The organism is Pseudoalteromonas sp. J2K-J031 (assembly GCF_058197095.2).
Genome location: NZ_CM200280.1, coordinates 485,471 through 502,818, shown reverse-complemented (window position 1 = coordinate 502,818; position 17,348 = coordinate 485,471). Strand labels below are relative to the sequence as shown.

Here is a 17,348-nt window from a genome sequence, read left to right as displayed (position 1 = left end):
GCAAGTCAAAATCGTGGCGTTTCACGCCACTGGACTCGCTACGCTCGCCTTTGCTTGCGCCGTTATATCTCAAGGAGTGAGCTGTGAGTTTTGAGTTAATCTTCCTACTTATTTTTATTTGCTTCTTCTTATTTATTCTCTCGTCTTTTTCAAAAAGCAGTGGATGGTCAAAATTAAGTGAGAAGTATAAAAATAAAGAAGATTTTGATGATGTGATAATTAAAAATATATCGGCAAACTTTACTAAGAATGATTATTTTAATGGGATTTTAAATATTGGTGTTAACGATAATTATATGCACTTATCTATAAATCCATTCTTTAAGTTTTTTACGCCAAATTTACTTGTGCCAATTCAAGATCTATCGTTTTCTATTGAAAAGCGCAATTTGATATTTAAATTTAAAATAGAGTTTAAAGAGTACCCTGATATATTCTTTTGCATAACACAAAGAAATGCCAAAAAGCTAGGACTTGAGATATAACAAGTCACTCAAGCAGGACAAATAACAGTTGGTTTTTGCTCCTTCGTCGCTTATTTTAACCAACTATTATTTGCCTCTTAGTGAGGCGTTATGCTTGTCGGTCAGTTTGGCGTACGTTTTACGGGTGATGGCGGTAAAGTGGCGTGGTAAAGCTTCTATTTATCTAGGATACTAAAGGCTCTATTATTTAAAGGAGCTTCAAATGGACATTAATATGAAAATCGATTCTGAAAAGGTACGTAACTTAAGAAATAAAAGAGGTTGGTCACAAGAACAGTTATCTGCCTTATCAGGTTTAAGTTTACGAACAATTCAACGAGTAGAGGCTGAGGGAAATATTTCTAGAGAGTCAAAAGTGTGCTTAGCGGCAACGTTTGATATTAATTTAAGTGAATTAGATTTGGTTGATGCTTTAAAAACTAACATGGACTCTGTAGCAAAATATAAACCAAATAAAATTGTAATATCGGTAGGTTTATTCTCTTTTTTAATATCAGTTGTTGGTTACTTATTTTTTACAGAACCAAGTTACATATTTCTTATAGCTAATATGTTCGTTCTTTCTGCAATAATGCACTCGTTATTTAATTGGTATTTCTCTGAAAGTACTAAAAATCACAGTGTTTTAAAACGTAGCGTAAGAGTATTTTTTATCTATGTATTTTGTTACTTCGCTTTTTCATTAATTGGTGGTCAAAGTACAAATACTTTATTAAATGGCCTTTTTTCTGGCTTTGTTTTTTGTATTATTTATTTTCTTATCGACTTAAAATTAAGTACAGGTAAAGGTTCAAACTCCATTGCAAAACAAGCCTAACAAGAGACTATGGCGTCAATAGCTAATTTTAAACTTTTGGCGCTTCCCACATCACCCCGTCTCTGAGCATCGAATTTAAGATTACAATCATCTTCCTAACACATGCAATAAGCGCTACTTTTTTCGGTTTCCCAGCAGCAACTAATCGCTGATAAGTTGATTTAAAAACAGGGTTTGATTGGATGGCTTGAGAAAAAATACATGACACCCATAAATATCTCGTTGAAAAACCACAATAGTGGGTCTAATTTTAATTAATCATTTCCTGTTTTGGTGGCTACTTTTTGCAAAAAAAAAGGGCACAAGCAAGACGTTCGTCAATTGATTTAGACTCCGCTCCTTCTATTCCCATTTAACAAAAGAACTGCATTAGTCGCTGTGTTTGCCGCGCACTTTTAGCGGGGTTTGATAAATATTCAGGTCAAAACTTTCAACACCGACACACACGGCTGCTTGAGCGATTTAAGTTGTTATTTTTACTCAACGAATGAAGACCTTGCGATTGATATTGCGGCCTATGCGGTGATGTCGAATCAGCAAAATGCAGGGAGCATTTTACAACAGCAAAGTTGGTCATCAGGTGTAAGGCAGGAGCATGAAATATTACCATTTGGTGCTGATGGTTGATAGAAATCGGGCATTAAACTGGTCAAATGATGAGGTGATAGAGCGGTGGTATCAGTTGTATCACGGCATAAATTAGGTTGAGTATTGGGAACGAGAATGTAGCGTGACGTTGATTTTCTACAGTTTATTACAAATAAAAAACATTTTACCCACATTTTCATAACTCATTTTTGGCTATAGTGAAAAAAAACATGAAATGGAAACAAAAATGAAAAAATTACTTATCCCTTTCTTACTCCTTTCAGGTTGTTCAACTTCTGGCGTTGATAGAGCCGACCAAAATGAAATCATTAAAGAGTTTTACGTATCTATTGTCTCTATGCAGCAAGTCAGGCTTTCATCTCAAGTGAAAACAGGGATTGCAGGAGGCGCAGCTATTGGTGTGATTGATGAATTAGACGGAGATCATGAGGATATGATTGCCGGTGCACTTGCGGGTGCATTAGTCGGTGGATTGTTTACCGCCTTGTTTGAAGGCGGAGATATCGCTTATGAATATAAATTGAAATCAGAAACAGAAGGCGAATTTACGCTTATTCAAAAAGAGAAAATAAATATCGAGTCAGGCTGTGGCAAGGTTCATGTAAGTGCAAAAGTCACAATCGACGAGGCTTTAAAAGTAAACTGTGCCAATAACTCATCGAATGAGCATGACGGTACCGATATAAAAGGCCTGTAAAAGTTGCTAGCTGCAAAGCAGTTTTTATGTTGGGAAAAAAGTGGGTAACCTAAGCAAGGAGGCAAAAACGCATCAATACTTTTATATGGTAATAATTGATTTCAGCGAAACCTAAATTATATTTCAAGCTGTTTTATGCTACTTTTATACAAGTAATTTGTATGGTTGCAGCAACGATAAACAATTTGAGAGTAAGAAATGCCAAACACTCAACATACTCTGTTGGAAGAAGAAAATGAGCGCCTAAAGGCTCAAATTCAACATCTTACTTTCGAGCGAGACAAATATAAGACACTTTTTGATGTCTCTGCCGATGCTTTATCGATTATTGATTTAAACACGGGCAAATTTGTCGAATGTAACCAAGCTGCGGTTGCTCTGCACGGTGTTTCGAGTCAAGATGCGTTTCTAAAATTAAGGCCAGCGGACTTATCCCCCCAATACCAGCCTTGTGGTGGGGCTTCACAAGCGCTGGCTCAAGCACACATTGAAAATGCTTTTCGTAATGGTTCAGAGTTATTTCAATGGACGCACACCCGATTAGATGGTTCTGAATTTTCATGTTTGGTGTCGCTAACTGCTGTGAAATTAAACGGTGCTAACTTGTTATTGGCTATTGGTCGCGATGTGAGTTCGCTTGTAAACACACAAGAGCAGCTAAGTAAGGCATTGACTGATATTAAACGCTATCAAAGCGCTTACCTACTTGAAAAACAAAAATTTGAGATCTTTGTCGATTTAGCCCCCATTGGAATTGCTATCAATGCATTTGATAATGGTGCTTTTAATTATGTTAATCGCGAGTTTAGTCGTTTTACGGGTTATAACGTAGATGAACTCAATAACATGGATTATTGGAAACTCACGCCACAATCTTATCAAGAACAAGAGCAACAGCAATTAAGTTTACTATCTGAAACAGGCCGATATGGCCCATACCAAAAAGAATATATCCATAAAAATGGTACTCCCTATCCTGTTTTATTATCGGGCATAAAAATAACTGACGAGAATGGAAACCATTTTATCTGGTCCGTTGTTCAGGATATTTCGAAACAGAAAACAACAGAAGAACAATTAATTGAAGCGAAAAAGCAAGCAGACGCGAGCACTCGGACCATGCAATTGGCGAACGATTCTGCTGGTATTGGAGTGTGGGAGTGGGACTTAGCAAGCAACGAGTTAGTTTGGGATGATTGGATGTACAAATTGTACGGTGTTTTACCAGAGCAGTTTTCAGGTGCTTTTGATGCATGGGAAAACAGTGTTCATCCTGATGATATTGAAGAGGCTAAAGCGAAGTTAGCGTCTGCAGTGGCTGGTGGTGGTGAGTATAGCCCTGAATTTAGGGTGATACATCCTGATGGTAGTGTGAAGACAATTAAAGCCAGTGCCGAAATCTTAAAAAATGAACAAGGACAGGCAATTAAAGTGGTGGGTGTTAACTATGACGTTAGTGAGAAAGTGGAAGCCATCAATACATTAGCCAAAGCTAAATTAGCTGCTGAAAATGCAGTAAAGGCTAAAAGTGATTTTTTAGCTAATATGAGCCATGAAATCCGCACTCCAATGAATGCTATTTTAGGTGGTTTACAATTACTGCAAAATGCCAGCCTTGATAGGAATTTACGCACCATACTTGATAACGCCTCTTATTCAGCGCAAAGTTTGCTCACCATTATTAATGATATTTTAGATTATTCAAAAATTGAATCGAACAAGCTTGAGCTAGAATACGCACCTTTTTCTTTGCTAGAAGTGATTGATTCAGTTAAATATGATCTTGATTCACAAATCAGTAAGAAGGGTCTTGATTTTGTAATTACTATAGATGAATCATTTGTTGATGGTTGGCTTGGCGATTTTGTTCGGGTCAAACAAATTTTATTAAATCTAGCCTCAAACGCGGTAAAGTTTACCGAACAAGGATGCGTTCAGGTCACTATAGGTCACTCGCGTTATCACGACAAGCAAGCTTTATGTATTGCGGTAATTGACTCGGGCATTGGGATGAATGAAGAGGTACAACAAAAAATATTTGAGCGTTTTTCACAGGCTGATACTTCCACAACTCGGCAATATGGTGGCACGGGGCTTGGAATGTCAATAACGAGTAATCTAGTGGCGTTAATGGGGGGCCATATTGAGTTGACCAGTGAGCTTGAAAAGGGAACAAAAGTTAACGTGTTATTACCTTTGGAGAAAACGACTCTTTCGGTTAAGGAAAAAAAACCTCAATCGTTGCTGGCACCCGATTTGAGCGGTAAAAAAATACTTATCGCAGAAGATAATAAAATCAATCAAATTGTAATCCAAACGATGTTAAAGGCCACTCATGCACAACTCACAATGGTCGAAAATGGGCTTTTAGCAGTCGAACTATTTGAAAAGCAAGGCTTTGATTTGGTGTTAATGGACATTCATATGCCAGAGATGGATGGGGTAGAGGCGCAACAAAAAATTAAAGAGATAAATAAACAAATCCCCGTCATTGCTTTAACAGCGAATGTCATGGCGAATGATGTTACAGCATATTTGGCACAAGGTTTTGTTGCACATATAGCCAAGCCCATCGATATGAAAAGTTTATATGGCGTGCTTAAGCAGTACTTTTTATAAGCATGAAAACTTAAAAGGCACGAAGCTGATGATTATTTTAGTTTTGTGTCGCGTCTTTTATTCGGCTTCTTAAATTCTCGCTTTTTTGGGGCAAGATTTCATTGGCCCGTCTGCTAATAAAGCCTACAAATCATAAGTTGTTAGTCAGTAACTTTATTCGAGGTTTACTTTTGGCTGTTATTTTTAACGCAATAGGGGAGCGTTAAATTTTGAATAGATCTGCAATTTAGACACCCACTCGTTTTGTTATCTTCAAAATTCGTACCTATAACCTAGGTTTTAAAAATGTTAACTATTTCAAGTTGATTTGTAAAAAAAACAAGTCATCACACTATGGTTTATTTAATTAAAGGTACAAAAGTTATTGAAATGTTAATTTTATGGGTGTACCTTATTTACGTACCTTGATTGGCGCTAAGTTTATCTCTTTGCTCATGATAGATATTTCAATAAGTTAAAGGATTTTATAATGAAAAAAGTACTAGGTTTACTATTTTTGGGGTTGCTGGCTAGTAACGCAAATGCAAATAATAATGATGTTGAAGCGGCTGCATTAGCAAATTGTGGTCATTGGGAATATTACAATGTTCAAGTGTGTGATGAAAGGCAAGTACCTGTTATAAAAGAAGTCACTTCCTGTGAATATATCGAGAAAAACTTCACTGGTTATGGTGAGCCAAGAGAGTTGTTTCGCAGTTATGAAGGTCATATCGAGTGTCCAACATTAAACCGATTTAATTTAATTTACCAAAGTCATTCAACTAAAACAGTATATGAAACAGAGAAATACAATTGTAGAACTGAGCCGCGCCGTGTTTGGGTGCGAGAAGGCGGTCCTTATTGTGGTATTGAGCCTTAATAAAAATATAATTTTATAAATGAAGGCGCCTACAGGGCGCTTTTTATTGTCTATAAAACGGATAGTCTGTTGTGAGAGTCAATAAACGTTATTTGTGCAGTACACCATATCAATGGTTGATTTAATTTAATACACTTCAATCTGTTCTAAAATCTCATCATTATGTTTTTTCGCAGAGTCTTTTTGAGACTTAATGTTGATAATTTCGCTGCTTGGTGGTTGCGTGATAATAATGCCTTTTTTTACACACGCTTTTCTGTATTGAGTGAACTGTGCTTTTTGCACGATAGCCCGATTGATATCATCAACTGACTCGCCCGCTAATTGAATTAAACCGCGAATAAAAAAACAATCAGAGGTAGTGCAGGTATTTTTTGCGCGGTATTGATTCGGTGACGGTTGAATTACTTTATAAATATGGTCGCACTTGGGATCATAAACTTCTTCATAATGTACAGGAGCACTACAGCCTGTTATGACAGTTGATGTTGTGATGAAAATCGCTGTTCTAAAGATTCGTTTCAACTTAGTTCCCCGTTTACTTTTTCGCTAGAATATTTGTTTATAGTTTTAATGCTGTTATCAAACTGTTTTAAATTGTTAAAATACCTTTTTTATAGTATTGCGATGCCTAGGTATTAATGAGGAGGGGCTATTGTTGATCGCACAAGGTGAAATGGTCGTATAAAATTATAATAAATAAGTTGTATCTTTTTAATTTTGTTATTTATTTTTATATTTTAAGTGGTGGGTGCTATTAGCAATCTTGGTTTTAAAATACATACGGCACAGCTGTCGGGCGTAACAGATAACACCGGTGATTTAGCGCCGACTGACATTAAATTCGCAACCTTTAATTTATTCAATTACCTTGAGCCTCCGAATGCATTTTATGAATTCGAACGTATATATACAGCTGAGCAGTGGGCGAAAAAACAACGCTGGATTACCAATTACCTGTCTGAATATCAACCAGATATTATTGGTTTCCAAGAAGTATTTAGCATTGAGTCATTACAGACGTTAGTGGCTGCACAAGGCTACCCGTATTTTGCTGTGATTGACCAGCCTGAAGTTATTGATGGCTTCATTTATAAGAGCCCTGTGGTGGCGATTGCCTCGCGTTTCGCGATTGTAGAAACTGCAGCGGTTATGCCTGATAGCGAGATTGTCGCTCTGCTTGGCTTAGTTGCTGGGTTTTCGTTTAGCCGACAAATACTCAGAGCCACCATTGATGTGCCGCACATTGGCCACACCGATTGCTACGTGGTTCATTTTAAATCTAAACGCTCAATGCTTGAATTTGATCAATACAACACCGAATATTCTGCACAAAAAGCCATCATCGAAGGTTTGAAAAGCCAGCTAGCTGGAGGTTGGGCGTCGACGATACAACGTGGCAGCGAGGCCACATTGTTAATGATTGATATGATTGTGCGACGTGAAGCAACCCAGCTGCCAATGGTCTTAATGGGTGATTTTAACAATAACCTTTCTGATGGAGTGCTTAGTCATTTGTTGACTAATACCCTACGGTTTGTTTTACATGGCGAACAAACGGCACATTTGGCTAAATATTGTTTAAGTGATGCGTGGGATTTATATCAAAAAGGGCGGGCGAACGATGCCGCTAAGTTAGGTGTCAATGATGAAAAAGCGAGTAATTCAGTAATAGAACCTAGGACTGATTTATTCAGGACTCCAACACATTATTTTGGCGCTACACATAGCGTGCTTGATTATATTTTATTGTCATGTGAATTTGATGCGGGTTATCAGGGCAGCTTTTTTCAAGTAAGTAATTACCACACCGCCGACCGCCATTTAATTAATCCGCTCTTTGAACGTGATGATCAAAGTACCGATCATGGCGTAGTATTAGTGACTTTGACATTAAGGCGCTAACGCAGATGCTAAACGTATATATGAGTAAGGTTGAAGCGAAATAGACCAATACTCATGTGTTCTATCGCTGCGAAAAATCAATTCAAAAACTGCAATATAATGGTTAAGAGTGGTATGACTTGGTATTTTATGAGCCCATTTTTAGAATGAAATGATTGCCATGATTATGTCAATTTTACTCATCAACACATAAAAAAAGCGCGTTAGCCGCGCTTTTTTAGTCAATTAACTCATTCGAATTAGTTAACAACCTTCACAGGTACTGCTTGCTCAGCACTGAACTTAGTTGTCATTGCTTCTTCAACCGGTGTGAACGAAGTAAGGTCGATGCCTTCAACCGCAGACTTGTATTCTTCAATTGTTGGGAAACGGCCTAATACGCTTGAAAGTACAACCAAAGGTGTAGAACCTAGCAGTGATTCACCTTTTTTCTCTGATGTATCGGCTACAACTCGGCCTTGGAAAAGACGCGTTGACGTTGCGATTACAGTGTCACCAGGCTCTGCTTTTTCTTGGTTACCCATACATAAGTTACAGCCTGGGCGTTCTAGGTATAAGATATTTTCGTACTTAGTACGTGCAGCTGTTTTTGGTTTTGCATCGTCAAATTCAAAACCAGCGTACTTAGCTAAAATATTCCAGTCGCCTTCTGCTTTTAGTTCATCAACAATGTTGTATGTTGGTGGCGCAACAACAAGCGGTGCTTTAAATACGATAGAACCGTTTTTCTTTTCAAGGTTACGCAGCATGTGTGCAATGATTTTCATATCGCCTTTATGTACCATACATGAACCCACAAACGCTAAGTCAACTGGTTTGTCTGTGTAGTATGAAACAGGGCGAATGACGTCATGTGTATAACGCTTAGACACGTCATCGTTGTTTACATCTGGATCGGCAATCATAGGCTCTACGATTTCATCTAGATTCACTTCCACTTCTGCGTAGTATTTTGCTACATCATCAGGAGCAAGAGCTGGTTGAGTGCCCAATTTAACTTCTTCAATACGTTTGTCAGCAAGATTAATTAAGCCTTGTAACGTTTGCGCTTTGTTATCCATACCTTTGTTGATCATGATTTGGATACGGCTTTTCGCAAGTTCGATTGACTTGATTAAGGTTTCGTCGTTAGAAATACAGATTGACGCTTTCGCTTTCATTTCTGCAGTCCAGTCAGTGAACGTAAACGCTTGGTCAGCCATTAAAGTACCAATGTGCACTTCAATTACGCGACCTTGGAATACGTTTTCGCCGCCAAACTGTTTAAGCATTTGCGCTTGCGTTGCATGAACAACATCACGGAAATCCATGTGCTTGGCCATGCTGCCTTTGAAGGTTACTTTCACTGATTCTGGAATTGGCATCGCTGCTTCACCTGTTGCCAGTGCCAATGCTACAGTTCCTGAGTCTGCGCCGAATGCTACGCCTTTAGACATACGAGTATGTGAGTCACCACCGATGATAATAGCGCGGTCATCTACCGTAATATCGTTTAATACTTTATGGATTACGTCGGTCATTGCATGATAAACGCCTTCTGGATCACGTGCTGTGATCAGACCAAATTTATTCATGAACGCCATTAATTTAGGAATATTAGCTTGTGCTTTGCTATCCCAAACTGATGCTGTATGACAACCTGATTGGTATGCACCATCAAGAATTGGTGAAATAACCGCAGCAGCCATTGCTTCTAATTCTTGTGCCGTCATTGGGCCAGTTGTATCTTGCGAGCCAACAATGTTTACGTTTACACGTACGTCAGAACCTGCGTGTAGTGGTGTTTTAGATAATACGCCCACAGCATTACGGTTGAAGATTTTTTCAACCGCAGTTAAACCTTGGCCTGGATGTGATATTTCTTTTGCAGGTGCATAAACAAGTGGTGTATCAATACCTAGAGTTTTAGCGGCAAACGTTTGTAGCTTTTTACCAAATACGACGGCATAAGAGCCGCCAGCTTTCATAAATTCAACTTTTTGTGGTTTGAATGCAGACGATACATCAGCAAGAACTTTGTCGCCGTTGTATAGTTTTTTCTCTTTGGTATTAATGGTAAGTACAGTACCCGTAGCAACGGAGTAAGCTTCTTCAAGTACTGGATCACCGTTTGCATCTGTCACTGTGTTACCGTTTGCGTCTACTTTTTTAACCCAGTTTTTAAGGTCAAGACCAATACCGCCAGTCACATCAACTGTGGTTAAAAAGATAGGTGAAATACCATTTGTACCCGCAACAACCGGCGCGATGTTAATAAATGGCACGTATGGGCTAGCTTGTTTACCAGCCCAAAGTGCAACGTTATTTACACCCGACATACGTGATGAACCTACGCCCATCGTGCCTTTTTCTGCAATCAGCATTACTTTAGCATTTGGGTGTTTTTTCTGAAGTTCAACAATTTCTTGTTGCGCTTCAGGAGTAATCATACATTTGCCGTGTAATTCACGGTCTGCACGTGAGTGCGCTTGATTACCTGGAGATAATAAATCAGTAGAGATATCACCTTCACCAGCGATATAAGTGACTACATCGATTTTTTCAGCGATGTCAGGCAGCTTAGTGAAAAACTCGGCTTTCGCGTAACTTTCAAGTAGATCTTTTGCAACTGGGTGGCCTGCTTTAAAAGCAGCTTTTAGACGAGCCATGTCGGCATCGTATAAGAATACTTGTGTTTTAAGTACTTCAGCGGCTTGTGAGGCGATTGTTGCATCATCAGCAAATGCTAAATCAAGCAGGATCTCGATAGAAGGGCCACCTTTCATGTGTGAAAGTAGTTCGAATGCAAATTCAGCGCTGATTTCAGCAACCGCTTCTTGGCCTAAAATAATTTCTTTTAAGAATTGTGCTTTAACGCCCGCAGCACTTGTTGTGCCTGGCAGCGTATTATAGATAAAGAAATTTAATGAATCTTTACGGTGCTCATTGGTTGTCTCTTTGATTTGAGCGATGATTTCAGATAGTAGCTCTGCGCTATCGATTGGTTTTGGGTTTAATCCAAGTTCCGTTTTACGGGTTTGGATTTCTTCCATATATTTTGTATACAAACTCATAGAAAACTCTCGGTATTTTTACTTGATATGAAGTTAAGCATTTTAACTGATTTTACAGTGTCTCGTAATGCCCAAATGAAAAAAGCTTTTGTGCCCAACCACAATAATAGCTGGTTTTACTTGCGATATTTTGACGATATCTACTACACGATTATAGATCGTATCGCACTTACATCATAATTTGTATATATGAAATAAATGTTCGTTATTTATTTTGTGAATGTAGCCGGCGCTCAATATCAAAAAGCACCCTTTATAAAATGAGCAAAGCGTTTTTTGAGCCTTTACTGTAGTTCAAAAAATAGCTTAAAGCGTGAGATACAAAGATAATATTGATAAGCAGATGCGTATAACTTTGCTCATATCATCGCGAAACACCGGCTATCTTGCGTATTTCCCACAGAATTAACATTCATTGTGGACAGGCTGAATTTTAAACGCTTTGAGATTTTTATGCCTGTGTGTGGCGGGGAACATCAGATTAAAAACGAGGGATGAAAAGTAAGACAAAGGTGCTAAATATTGTATCCCATTAAATAAAAAACCTAGCCGCAAAAGTATATGGTGCGGCTAGGTGAGAACTTGCTTAGTTATAACACTAAAAATACGCTGTAAGTGATGTAGGCTGAGACTAACAAAAAGCCTTCAAGACGATTGATCCTAGAGCGATTTTTAATCGCAAAACACATACTTAACAACACAATGGTTAATCCCATCATCACAGCCCAGTCTCGCCATAATACTTCAGCAGCGACATTGAGTGGTGCAATGATGCCTGCAATCCCCACTACAGCCAAAATGTTAAACATATTTGAACCGATAATATTGCCTATCGCAATATCATGCTGGCCTTTGCGTGCAGCCATGATAGAAGAGGCAAGTTCGGGTAATGACGTACCAAGAGCAACAATCGTTAGGCCGATGATAAGCTCACTGACGCCGAGCTCTGTTGCCACCGTGACCGCACCCCAAACCAGAAAACGAGAACTAATAATCAGTAATACTAATCCGACAATCACCCACAAAATTGCTTTTTTAAGAGGCATCTCGTTGGTTGCTAACGCCTCGTCGACTTCATCACTGAGGGCATCGTCAGGGGTTGTTTTAGAGCTTTTAACCGACCAAATTAATACTGAAAAAAATCCGGCCAGTAAGATAAATGCATCAAGACGAGAAATATCACCATCTAAAATTAAGCCACCAAATATTAAGCAGATCACTAGTAGCATGGGTAATTCTTTACTGACAATGCCTGATTTTACGATGATGGGGGAGATAAGAGCTGTGATCCCTAAAATCAATGCGATATTGGCAATATTAGACCCAATCGCATTACCTAAAGCGAGGTCGGAGTTACCATCCATTGCAGCCATCGCTGAGACCACCATTTCTGGGGCTGAAGTACCAAAACCCACCACGATCATACCAATCAATAAAGGCGGTAAACCCGCATACTTGGCCGATACGGCCGCACCATCAATAAACTTGTCCGCACTCCATACGAGTAACGCCAAGCCAAACACAATTGCCATAATTGCTAACGTCATATTTTCACCATTACCAGATAATTCAGATTTGAACCTAATATTCAAATGTAGAGAGAGCTAAAGTAAAGCAACTTTAACGTGCGGAGCATACTTGGTTTAAACACTAATAAATAGCGAGCTTGGGCCTAATTTTAAAATAAAGTTGTAAAGATTTAGCGGCCAATCATCACAGATAAAAAAGCGCCTTAATTGAAGGGGAAACGCTCTTTTTAAGATGCTTAAAATTAACAGCCTCGAGAGCGAGGGTTGTAGGTATTAGAAAATTGTTTACATCTTTAAGTTGTGCTTTTTGTACCTATAATAGCGGTGGATTGTGAAATATGTATGTGGGTAATTTGTCTGAAAATGTTTAATTTTGTAGCCAGATGTATAGAGTGTTAAACGTGCTCACATTGATGTAAAAAAACCAGTACAACTCAAGGGGGGTTGTACTGGTTTTTGATTTGGTAACACAGCGTTATTCAATGGTTGAATTTAAGCTTGTTCATCTTCTGGGCAGAAGTGTACCAAATTTGGTCTGTCGCATTCTGAGTCTTGTCCCCGTTTATGCGTTTAATCTGTTTATTTCACGTCTAACATTCAAGGTTAATTAATAACAGTAGTTGATTGTTGTTGTGTTATTAATTAACATCACTTTTCTTGAAAATGCAACTGCGATTCTATTGATACTGGATCTTTTTTTTAAATAGAATGTATGCTTTCAGCCTAACCTGATGATTTAAAATAATAAGAGTTTTTAGTTATGCAACAGTTTGTGACACAAGAGGGCGCTAAAACCTTTCGGTTGAACAAGGGATTGGGTGCGCACGATACAATTAAAGCCCTAGGGTGGAATGTTGCTCAACACGATGTGAGCTTGCCGTGCGCGTGTATTTATCAAAGCCGTTTAGATAATAACATTGCGTGGATGGCACAGTTTGCTGCACAAAGCCAGGTTAAGTTTTCACCGCACGGTAAAACTACGATGTCGCCGCAAATATTTAAAAAACAGCTCAATGCAGGTGCGTATGCGATTACTGTGGCAACGGTTCATCAAGCTGTCATTGCGGTCGCAGCAGGAGCCAAGCGAGTCATTATGGCTAATCAATTGATTGGTCGTGCCAATTTTAATGCACTGGCACAGCTGCTACAGCAGCACGACATTGAGTTTTATTGCTTGGTCGATAGTAGCGATAACGTTGCTGCATTAGGGGCTTTTTTTCAGCCGCTGGGTTTAACACTCAAAATACTCATTGAGTTAGGTGTGGCTGGAGGGCGCTGCGGTGTGGTTGAGCCTGAAACATTAAAGACGTTAATTAAGCAGATTAAGCAATATAGTACGTTGCAGCTGGCGGGCATTGAAGTCTATGAAGGCGTATTACCCGACGAAGCGAGTGTTAAAACGTTTTTAGCGCAGGCTGTGGCCCAGTGTAAAGCCTTAATTGCCGATCAGGTTTTTGATACTGAAGAAGTGATGATCACCGCTGGCGGGTCGACATGGTATGACTTGGTGTGCGAGGCATTTTCACCCCCAAACTTACTTACAAACATGATACCGGTTATTCGCCCTGGGTGTTATGTGGCACATGATCAAGGTATTTATGAGCTGGCTCAGCAAGATGTATTAGCGCGCAGCCCTTTGGCATGTAATATCGGCAGTGACTTACAGTCGTGTTTAGAAATCTGGGCGTATGTACAATCAATTCCACAAGCTGGTCGTGCCATTATTGGTATGGGTAAACGCGATGCGGCCTTTGATGCGGGCTTGCCCATACCAAGTTTACACATTGATGAATATGGCACAGTGAACCAAGCAAAGTCAGATTGGGTCATTGAAAAAATAATGGATCAACACGCCATGCTGCGCTTTGATCCGACTTACCCGTTAAAAGTGGGCGATATGATTGCTTTTGCGACTTCGCACCCTTGCCTTACATTTGATAAGTGGCGTTATATCAACGTGATAGATGATAGCTATACCGTTGTTGATATTTTTGAGACCTATTTTTAGGAGAATAATCCATTGGATATTGTTTCGCGCATTAAAGAGCGCCTTGGGCATTTGCGCCAATCAGAACAGCATGTCGCACAATTGATTTTAGAAAATTTACAGTTTGCCGCATCGGCCAGTATTACTGAACTGGCACAGCGTGCCAATGTCAGCCATGCCTCGATAACGCGTTTAGCCAAAGCGCTCGATTGTGACAATGTGCGAGATATGAAATTGCAATTGGCGCAATCGTTAGCGGTCGGCGAGCGTTTTATTAATGAAAATACTTCATCGCAGCGAGAAGACATTCCGGCAATTTATAAAGCCATTCACGATATTTTAGATTTAAATGCTGGGTTGATTGAGCAATCTGATGTTGAAGAGGCGGCACGGTGTATTGCAGGCAGTCGCCATACGCTTATTTTTGGTGTCGGTGGCGGAAGCTCTGTGGTGGCACAAGAATGTCATAACCGCTTGTTTCGCCTTGATGTATTAAGTAATGCCTACAGCGACCCAGTGATGATGCGCATGACCGCAGCAAGCGTTGATGTCAGTGATGTAGTGCTGGTGTTGTCACTGACGGGGTTACCACAAGATTTAATTGATGCCGCCAGTATTGCCAAAGACTATGGCGCCAAAGTCATTGCAATTTGCCCAGGCAGCGCACTTGCTGATGTCGCAACGCTTCATTTACCGATTAAAACCAATGAATCGGATTATATTTTTACCCCAAGTACTGCGCGATACGCCATGTTAGCGGCCGTTGATGTATTAGCCAGCGAAGTGGCAATTTTGACTCAGAAAAAATCGCGCGAAAAATTACGCCGTATTAAACACGAGTTAAATGAATACCGCCAAGGGCCAGACAGAGTCCCATTAGGAGATTAACGATGGAGTATGGACACTCAAACACTGTTGATACAATCATTTATCGCGCTTGGGTATTTGATGGGCTTGGCAATGAGCCCACATGCATGGATGTAGCGATTAAAGGCGAGCGTATCGTGGCCGCTGGCGAGTTATCACATTTACACGCCACGCATAAAATAATGGCCGATGGCTTATGTTTAGCCCCAGGCTTTATTGATGTGCACACCCATGATGATTTAGAGCTGCTGCGCAACCCTGCCATGGCTGCCAAAATCAGCCAAGGGGTGACAACCGTTATTATTGGCAACTGTGGCATTAGTGCCGCCCCAGCAACGCTTAAAAGCGATGCGCCTGATCCCATGAATTTATTGGGCGCTAAGTCAGAGTTTATTTTTGGCCAACTGCGCGATTACATCGGCGCTTTTAATGTTAAACATGCCAATGTCAATGTTGCTGCCTTGGTTGGCCACACTACGTTACGTAACAATGTAATGGATAACTTAGCGCGTGCTGCGAATGCGGATGAAATAGCAGCCATGCAACAACAGCTTGAGCAAGCCATTAGCCAAGGCGCATTAGGGTTAAGCACAGGGCTTGCCTATCACAATGCCAAGTGCGCCCCAGAACAAGAAATACATGCTTTTGGTGATATTTTAAAAAAATACGATGCCCTTTACACCACCCATTTACGCACCGAATTTGATGGCGTGCTCACCGCGATGGACGAAGCGTTTGCGATGGAAACACACTTTGGCATCAAAGTGATTATTTCGCATTTAAAATGCGCAGGTAAAAACAACTGGGGGCGCGCGCCTGAGTTACTAGCCAAATTTGCCGAGCGAGGCAAGCATTCAAAGTGCAGCTGCGATGCCTACCCGTATGCAGCAAGCTCCAGCACCTTAGATTTAAATCAAGTGACCGATGATTTTGATATTTTTATCACTTGGTCAGAATCGCATCCAAAAATGGCCGAGCAATTATTAGGCGATATCGCCAAGCAATGGGGCATGAGCTTGCTTGATGCGGCGAAAAAACTCCAACCGGCTGGCGCTGTCTATCACGGCTTAAACGAAGGCGATGTAAAAACCATTTTGGCCTTTGAGAAAACCATGATTGGTTCAGACGGTTTACCGTGCGATCCGCATCCACATCCCCGTTTATGGGGTTCATTTGCACGGGTGCTTGGCTATTACAGTCGTGAGCAAGGGCTTTTTTCGCTCGCAACGGCCATTCATAAAATGACGGGGTTAAGTGCCGCCAATTATCGCTTGCGTGATCGCGGCGTGATTAAAGTCGGGAATTTTGCTGATTTGGTGCTATTTGACGCTGATAAAATTATCGATAACGCCACCTTTGTAGATTCGACACTCCCTGCATCGGGTATTCACCGCGTATGGACAAACGGGCAAACCACATTAAAAGACAAACAGATTTTACCGGCATTTTCGGGCAAATTTTTAGCCTCACAAGGAGCAAAACAACATGATTAGACGCATAGGTATTGAAGGTGGCACGGGCACGGGTGGGCAACATTTACCTTTTGCTCGCGCGGTTGAAGCGGGAGGCTGGTTAATGGTCTCGGGGCAAACACCGATGAAAGATGGCGAAGTGGTTGAAGGGGGCATTATCGAGCAATCGCGTTTAGCGATTCAAAACTGTGTCGATATCATGACCGAAGCCGGTTATGAGCTTAAAGATGTGGTGCATGTGACAGTGATTTTAACCGACTCACGCTATTTTCAATCGTTTAATAAAGTGTTTAAAGAATATTTTGGTGCCAACCCGCCTGCACGTATTTGTGCCGTGGCTGACTTAGTGGTTGACTGTAAAGTTGAAGTCGATGTCACCTGTTATAAAGGGCCTTAGCAGAGCAATCTTATTTAGCGAGCTCATTGGCAATCGTCATTGAGTCTCACTG

The 17,348-nt window shown here is 40.2% G+C and carries 14 protein-coding genes and 1 pseudogene; 11 read left to right on the top strand and 4 right to left on the bottom strand.

Annotated elements, in window-relative coordinates:
• Positions 1-83 precede the first annotated feature (83 nt).
• Complete coding sequence (locus tag AC3KZC_RS19465) at positions 84-485, top strand: hypothetical protein (protein WP_490580194.1); 402 nt, start codon at positions 84-86, stop codon at positions 483-485.
• Between the two features lie 202 nt (positions 486-687).
• Positions 688-1,302: a helix-turn-helix domain-containing protein gene (locus AC3KZC_RS19460; RefSeq protein WP_490580193.1), complete on the top strand. Its 615-nt coding sequence runs from the start codon at positions 688-690 to the stop codon at positions 1,300-1,302.
• Positions 1,303-1,330: 28 nt separating this feature from the next.
• On the opposite strand, the pseudogene AC3KZC_RS19455 reads toward AC3KZC_RS19460, so the two are convergent.
• Positions 1,331-1,489: pseudogene (locus tag AC3KZC_RS19455) on the bottom strand (IS110 family transposase); the annotation flags it as partial.
• A 218-nt stretch (positions 1,490-1,707) separates the two neighbouring features.
• On the opposite strand from AC3KZC_RS19455, the gene AC3KZC_RS19450 reads away from it, so the two are divergent.
• The 4 genes from AC3KZC_RS19450 (at position 1,708) to AC3KZC_RS19435 (ending at position 6,086) form a co-directional block, all read left to right on the top strand.
• Complete coding sequence (locus AC3KZC_RS19450; RefSeq protein WP_490580192.1) at positions 1,708-1,929, top strand: hypothetical protein; 222 nt, start codon at positions 1,708-1,710, stop codon at positions 1,927-1,929.
• A gap of 208 nt (positions 1,930-2,137) precedes the next feature.
• Complete coding sequence (locus AC3KZC_RS19445; RefSeq protein ID WP_490580191.1) at positions 2,138-2,608, top strand: patatin-like phospholipase domain-containing protein; 471 nt, start codon at positions 2,138-2,140, stop codon at positions 2,606-2,608.
• A gap of 198 nt (positions 2,609-2,806) precedes the next feature.
• Positions 2,807-5,227: a PAS domain-containing hybrid sensor histidine kinase/response regulator gene (locus tag AC3KZC_RS19440; protein WP_490580190.1), complete on the top strand. Its 2,421-nt coding sequence runs from the start codon at positions 2,807-2,809 to the stop codon at positions 5,225-5,227.
• A gap of 469 nt (positions 5,228-5,696) precedes the next feature.
• Complete coding sequence (locus tag AC3KZC_RS19435; protein ID WP_490580189.1) at positions 5,697-6,086, top strand: hypothetical protein; 390 nt, start codon at positions 5,697-5,699, stop codon at positions 6,084-6,086.
• 126 nt (positions 6,087-6,212) lie between these two features.
• Here AC3KZC_RS19435 and AC3KZC_RS19430 read toward each other — a convergent pair whose 3' ends face one another.
• The gene (locus AC3KZC_RS19430; protein ID WP_490580188.1) at positions 6,213-6,611 is read right to left on the bottom strand and encodes a hypothetical protein; all 399 of its coding nucleotides are present in this window, start codon (positions 6,609-6,611) and stop codon (positions 6,213-6,215) included.
• A gap of 312 nt (positions 6,612-6,923) precedes the next feature.
• Between AC3KZC_RS19430 and AC3KZC_RS19425 the strand changes: the two genes are divergently transcribed.
• Positions 6,924-7,991, top strand: a complete 1,068-nt coding sequence (locus AC3KZC_RS19425) for an endonuclease/exonuclease/phosphatase family protein (protein WP_490580208.1) — start codon at positions 6,924-6,926, stop codon at positions 7,989-7,991.
• Positions 7,992-8,230: 239 nt separating this feature from the next.
• On the opposite strand, the gene AC3KZC_RS19420 is transcribed toward AC3KZC_RS19425, so the two are convergent.
• Both AC3KZC_RS19420 and AC3KZC_RS19415 read right to left on the bottom strand, forming a co-directional pair.
• Positions 8,231-11,044: a bifunctional aconitate hydratase 2/2-methylisocitrate dehydratase gene (locus AC3KZC_RS19420; RefSeq protein ID WP_490580187.1), complete on the bottom strand. Its 2,814-nt coding sequence runs from the start codon at positions 11,042-11,044 to the stop codon at positions 8,231-8,233.
• 590 nt (positions 11,045-11,634) lie between these two features.
• Positions 11,635-12,591, bottom strand: coding sequence for a calcium/sodium antiporter (locus tag AC3KZC_RS19415; RefSeq protein WP_490580186.1), 957 nt, complete (start codon positions 12,589-12,591; stop codon positions 11,635-11,637).
• Between the two features lie 742 nt (positions 12,592-13,333).
• On the opposite strand from AC3KZC_RS19415, the gene AC3KZC_RS19410 reads away from it, so the two are divergent.
• From AC3KZC_RS19410 to AC3KZC_RS19395, 4 genes are read left to right on the top strand one after another with little or no spacing between them, the layout of a single operon-like run.
• Positions 13,334-14,581, top strand: coding sequence for an amino acid deaminase (locus AC3KZC_RS19410; protein ID WP_490580185.1), 1,248 nt, complete (start codon positions 13,334-13,336; stop codon positions 14,579-14,581).
• A 12-nt stretch (positions 14,582-14,593) separates the two neighbouring features.
• Positions 14,594-15,448 carry a MurR/RpiR family transcriptional regulator gene (locus AC3KZC_RS19405; protein ID WP_490580184.1) on the top strand — a complete coding sequence of 285 codons (855 nt, stop codon included), beginning with the start codon at positions 14,594-14,596 and terminating at the stop codon, positions 15,446-15,448.
• A gap of 2 nt (positions 15,449-15,450) precedes the next feature.
• Positions 15,451-16,920, top strand: a complete 1,470-nt coding sequence (locus AC3KZC_RS19400; RefSeq protein ID WP_490580183.1) for an N-acyl-D-amino-acid deacylase family protein — start codon at positions 15,451-15,453, stop codon at positions 16,918-16,920.
• Positions 16,913-17,296: a RidA family protein gene (locus tag AC3KZC_RS19395; RefSeq protein WP_490580182.1), complete on the top strand. Its 384-nt coding sequence runs from the start codon at positions 16,913-16,915 to the stop codon at positions 17,294-17,296. The genes AC3KZC_RS19400 and AC3KZC_RS19395 overlap by 8 nt, the downstream gene beginning before the upstream one ends.
• Positions 17,297-17,348: the final 52 nt, after the last annotated feature.

Coding starts and splice junctions, on each gene's coding strand:
- AC3KZC_RS19460 (WP_490580193.1), top strand. CDS start 688: ATGGACATTAATATGAAAATCGATTCTGAAAAGGTACGTAACTTAAGA.
- AC3KZC_RS19445 (WP_490580191.1), top strand. CDS start 2,138: ATGAAAAAATTACTTATCCCTTTCTTACTCCTTTCAGGTTGTTCAACT.
- AC3KZC_RS19440 (WP_490580190.1), top strand. CDS start 2,807: ATGCCAAACACTCAACATACTCTGTTGGAAGAAGAAAATGAGCGCCTA.
- AC3KZC_RS19435 (WP_490580189.1), top strand. CDS start 5,697: ATGAAAAAAGTACTAGGTTTACTATTTTTGGGGTTGCTGGCTAGTAAC.
- AC3KZC_RS19420 (WP_490580187.1), bottom strand. CDS start 11,044: ATGAGTTTGTATACAAAATATATGGAAGAAATCCAAACCCGTAAAACG.
- AC3KZC_RS19415 (WP_490580186.1), bottom strand. CDS start 12,591: ATGACGTTAGCAATTATGGCAATTGTGTTTGGCTTGGCGTTACTCGTA.
- AC3KZC_RS19410 (WP_490580185.1), top strand. CDS start 13,334: ATGCAACAGTTTGTGACACAAGAGGGCGCTAAAACCTTTCGGTTGAAC.
- AC3KZC_RS19400 (WP_490580183.1), top strand. CDS start 15,451: ATGGAGTATGGACACTCAAACACTGTTGATACAATCATTTATCGCGCT.
- AC3KZC_RS19395 (WP_490580182.1), top strand. CDS start 16,913: ATGATTAGACGCATAGGTATTGAAGGTGGCACGGGCACGGGTGGGCAA.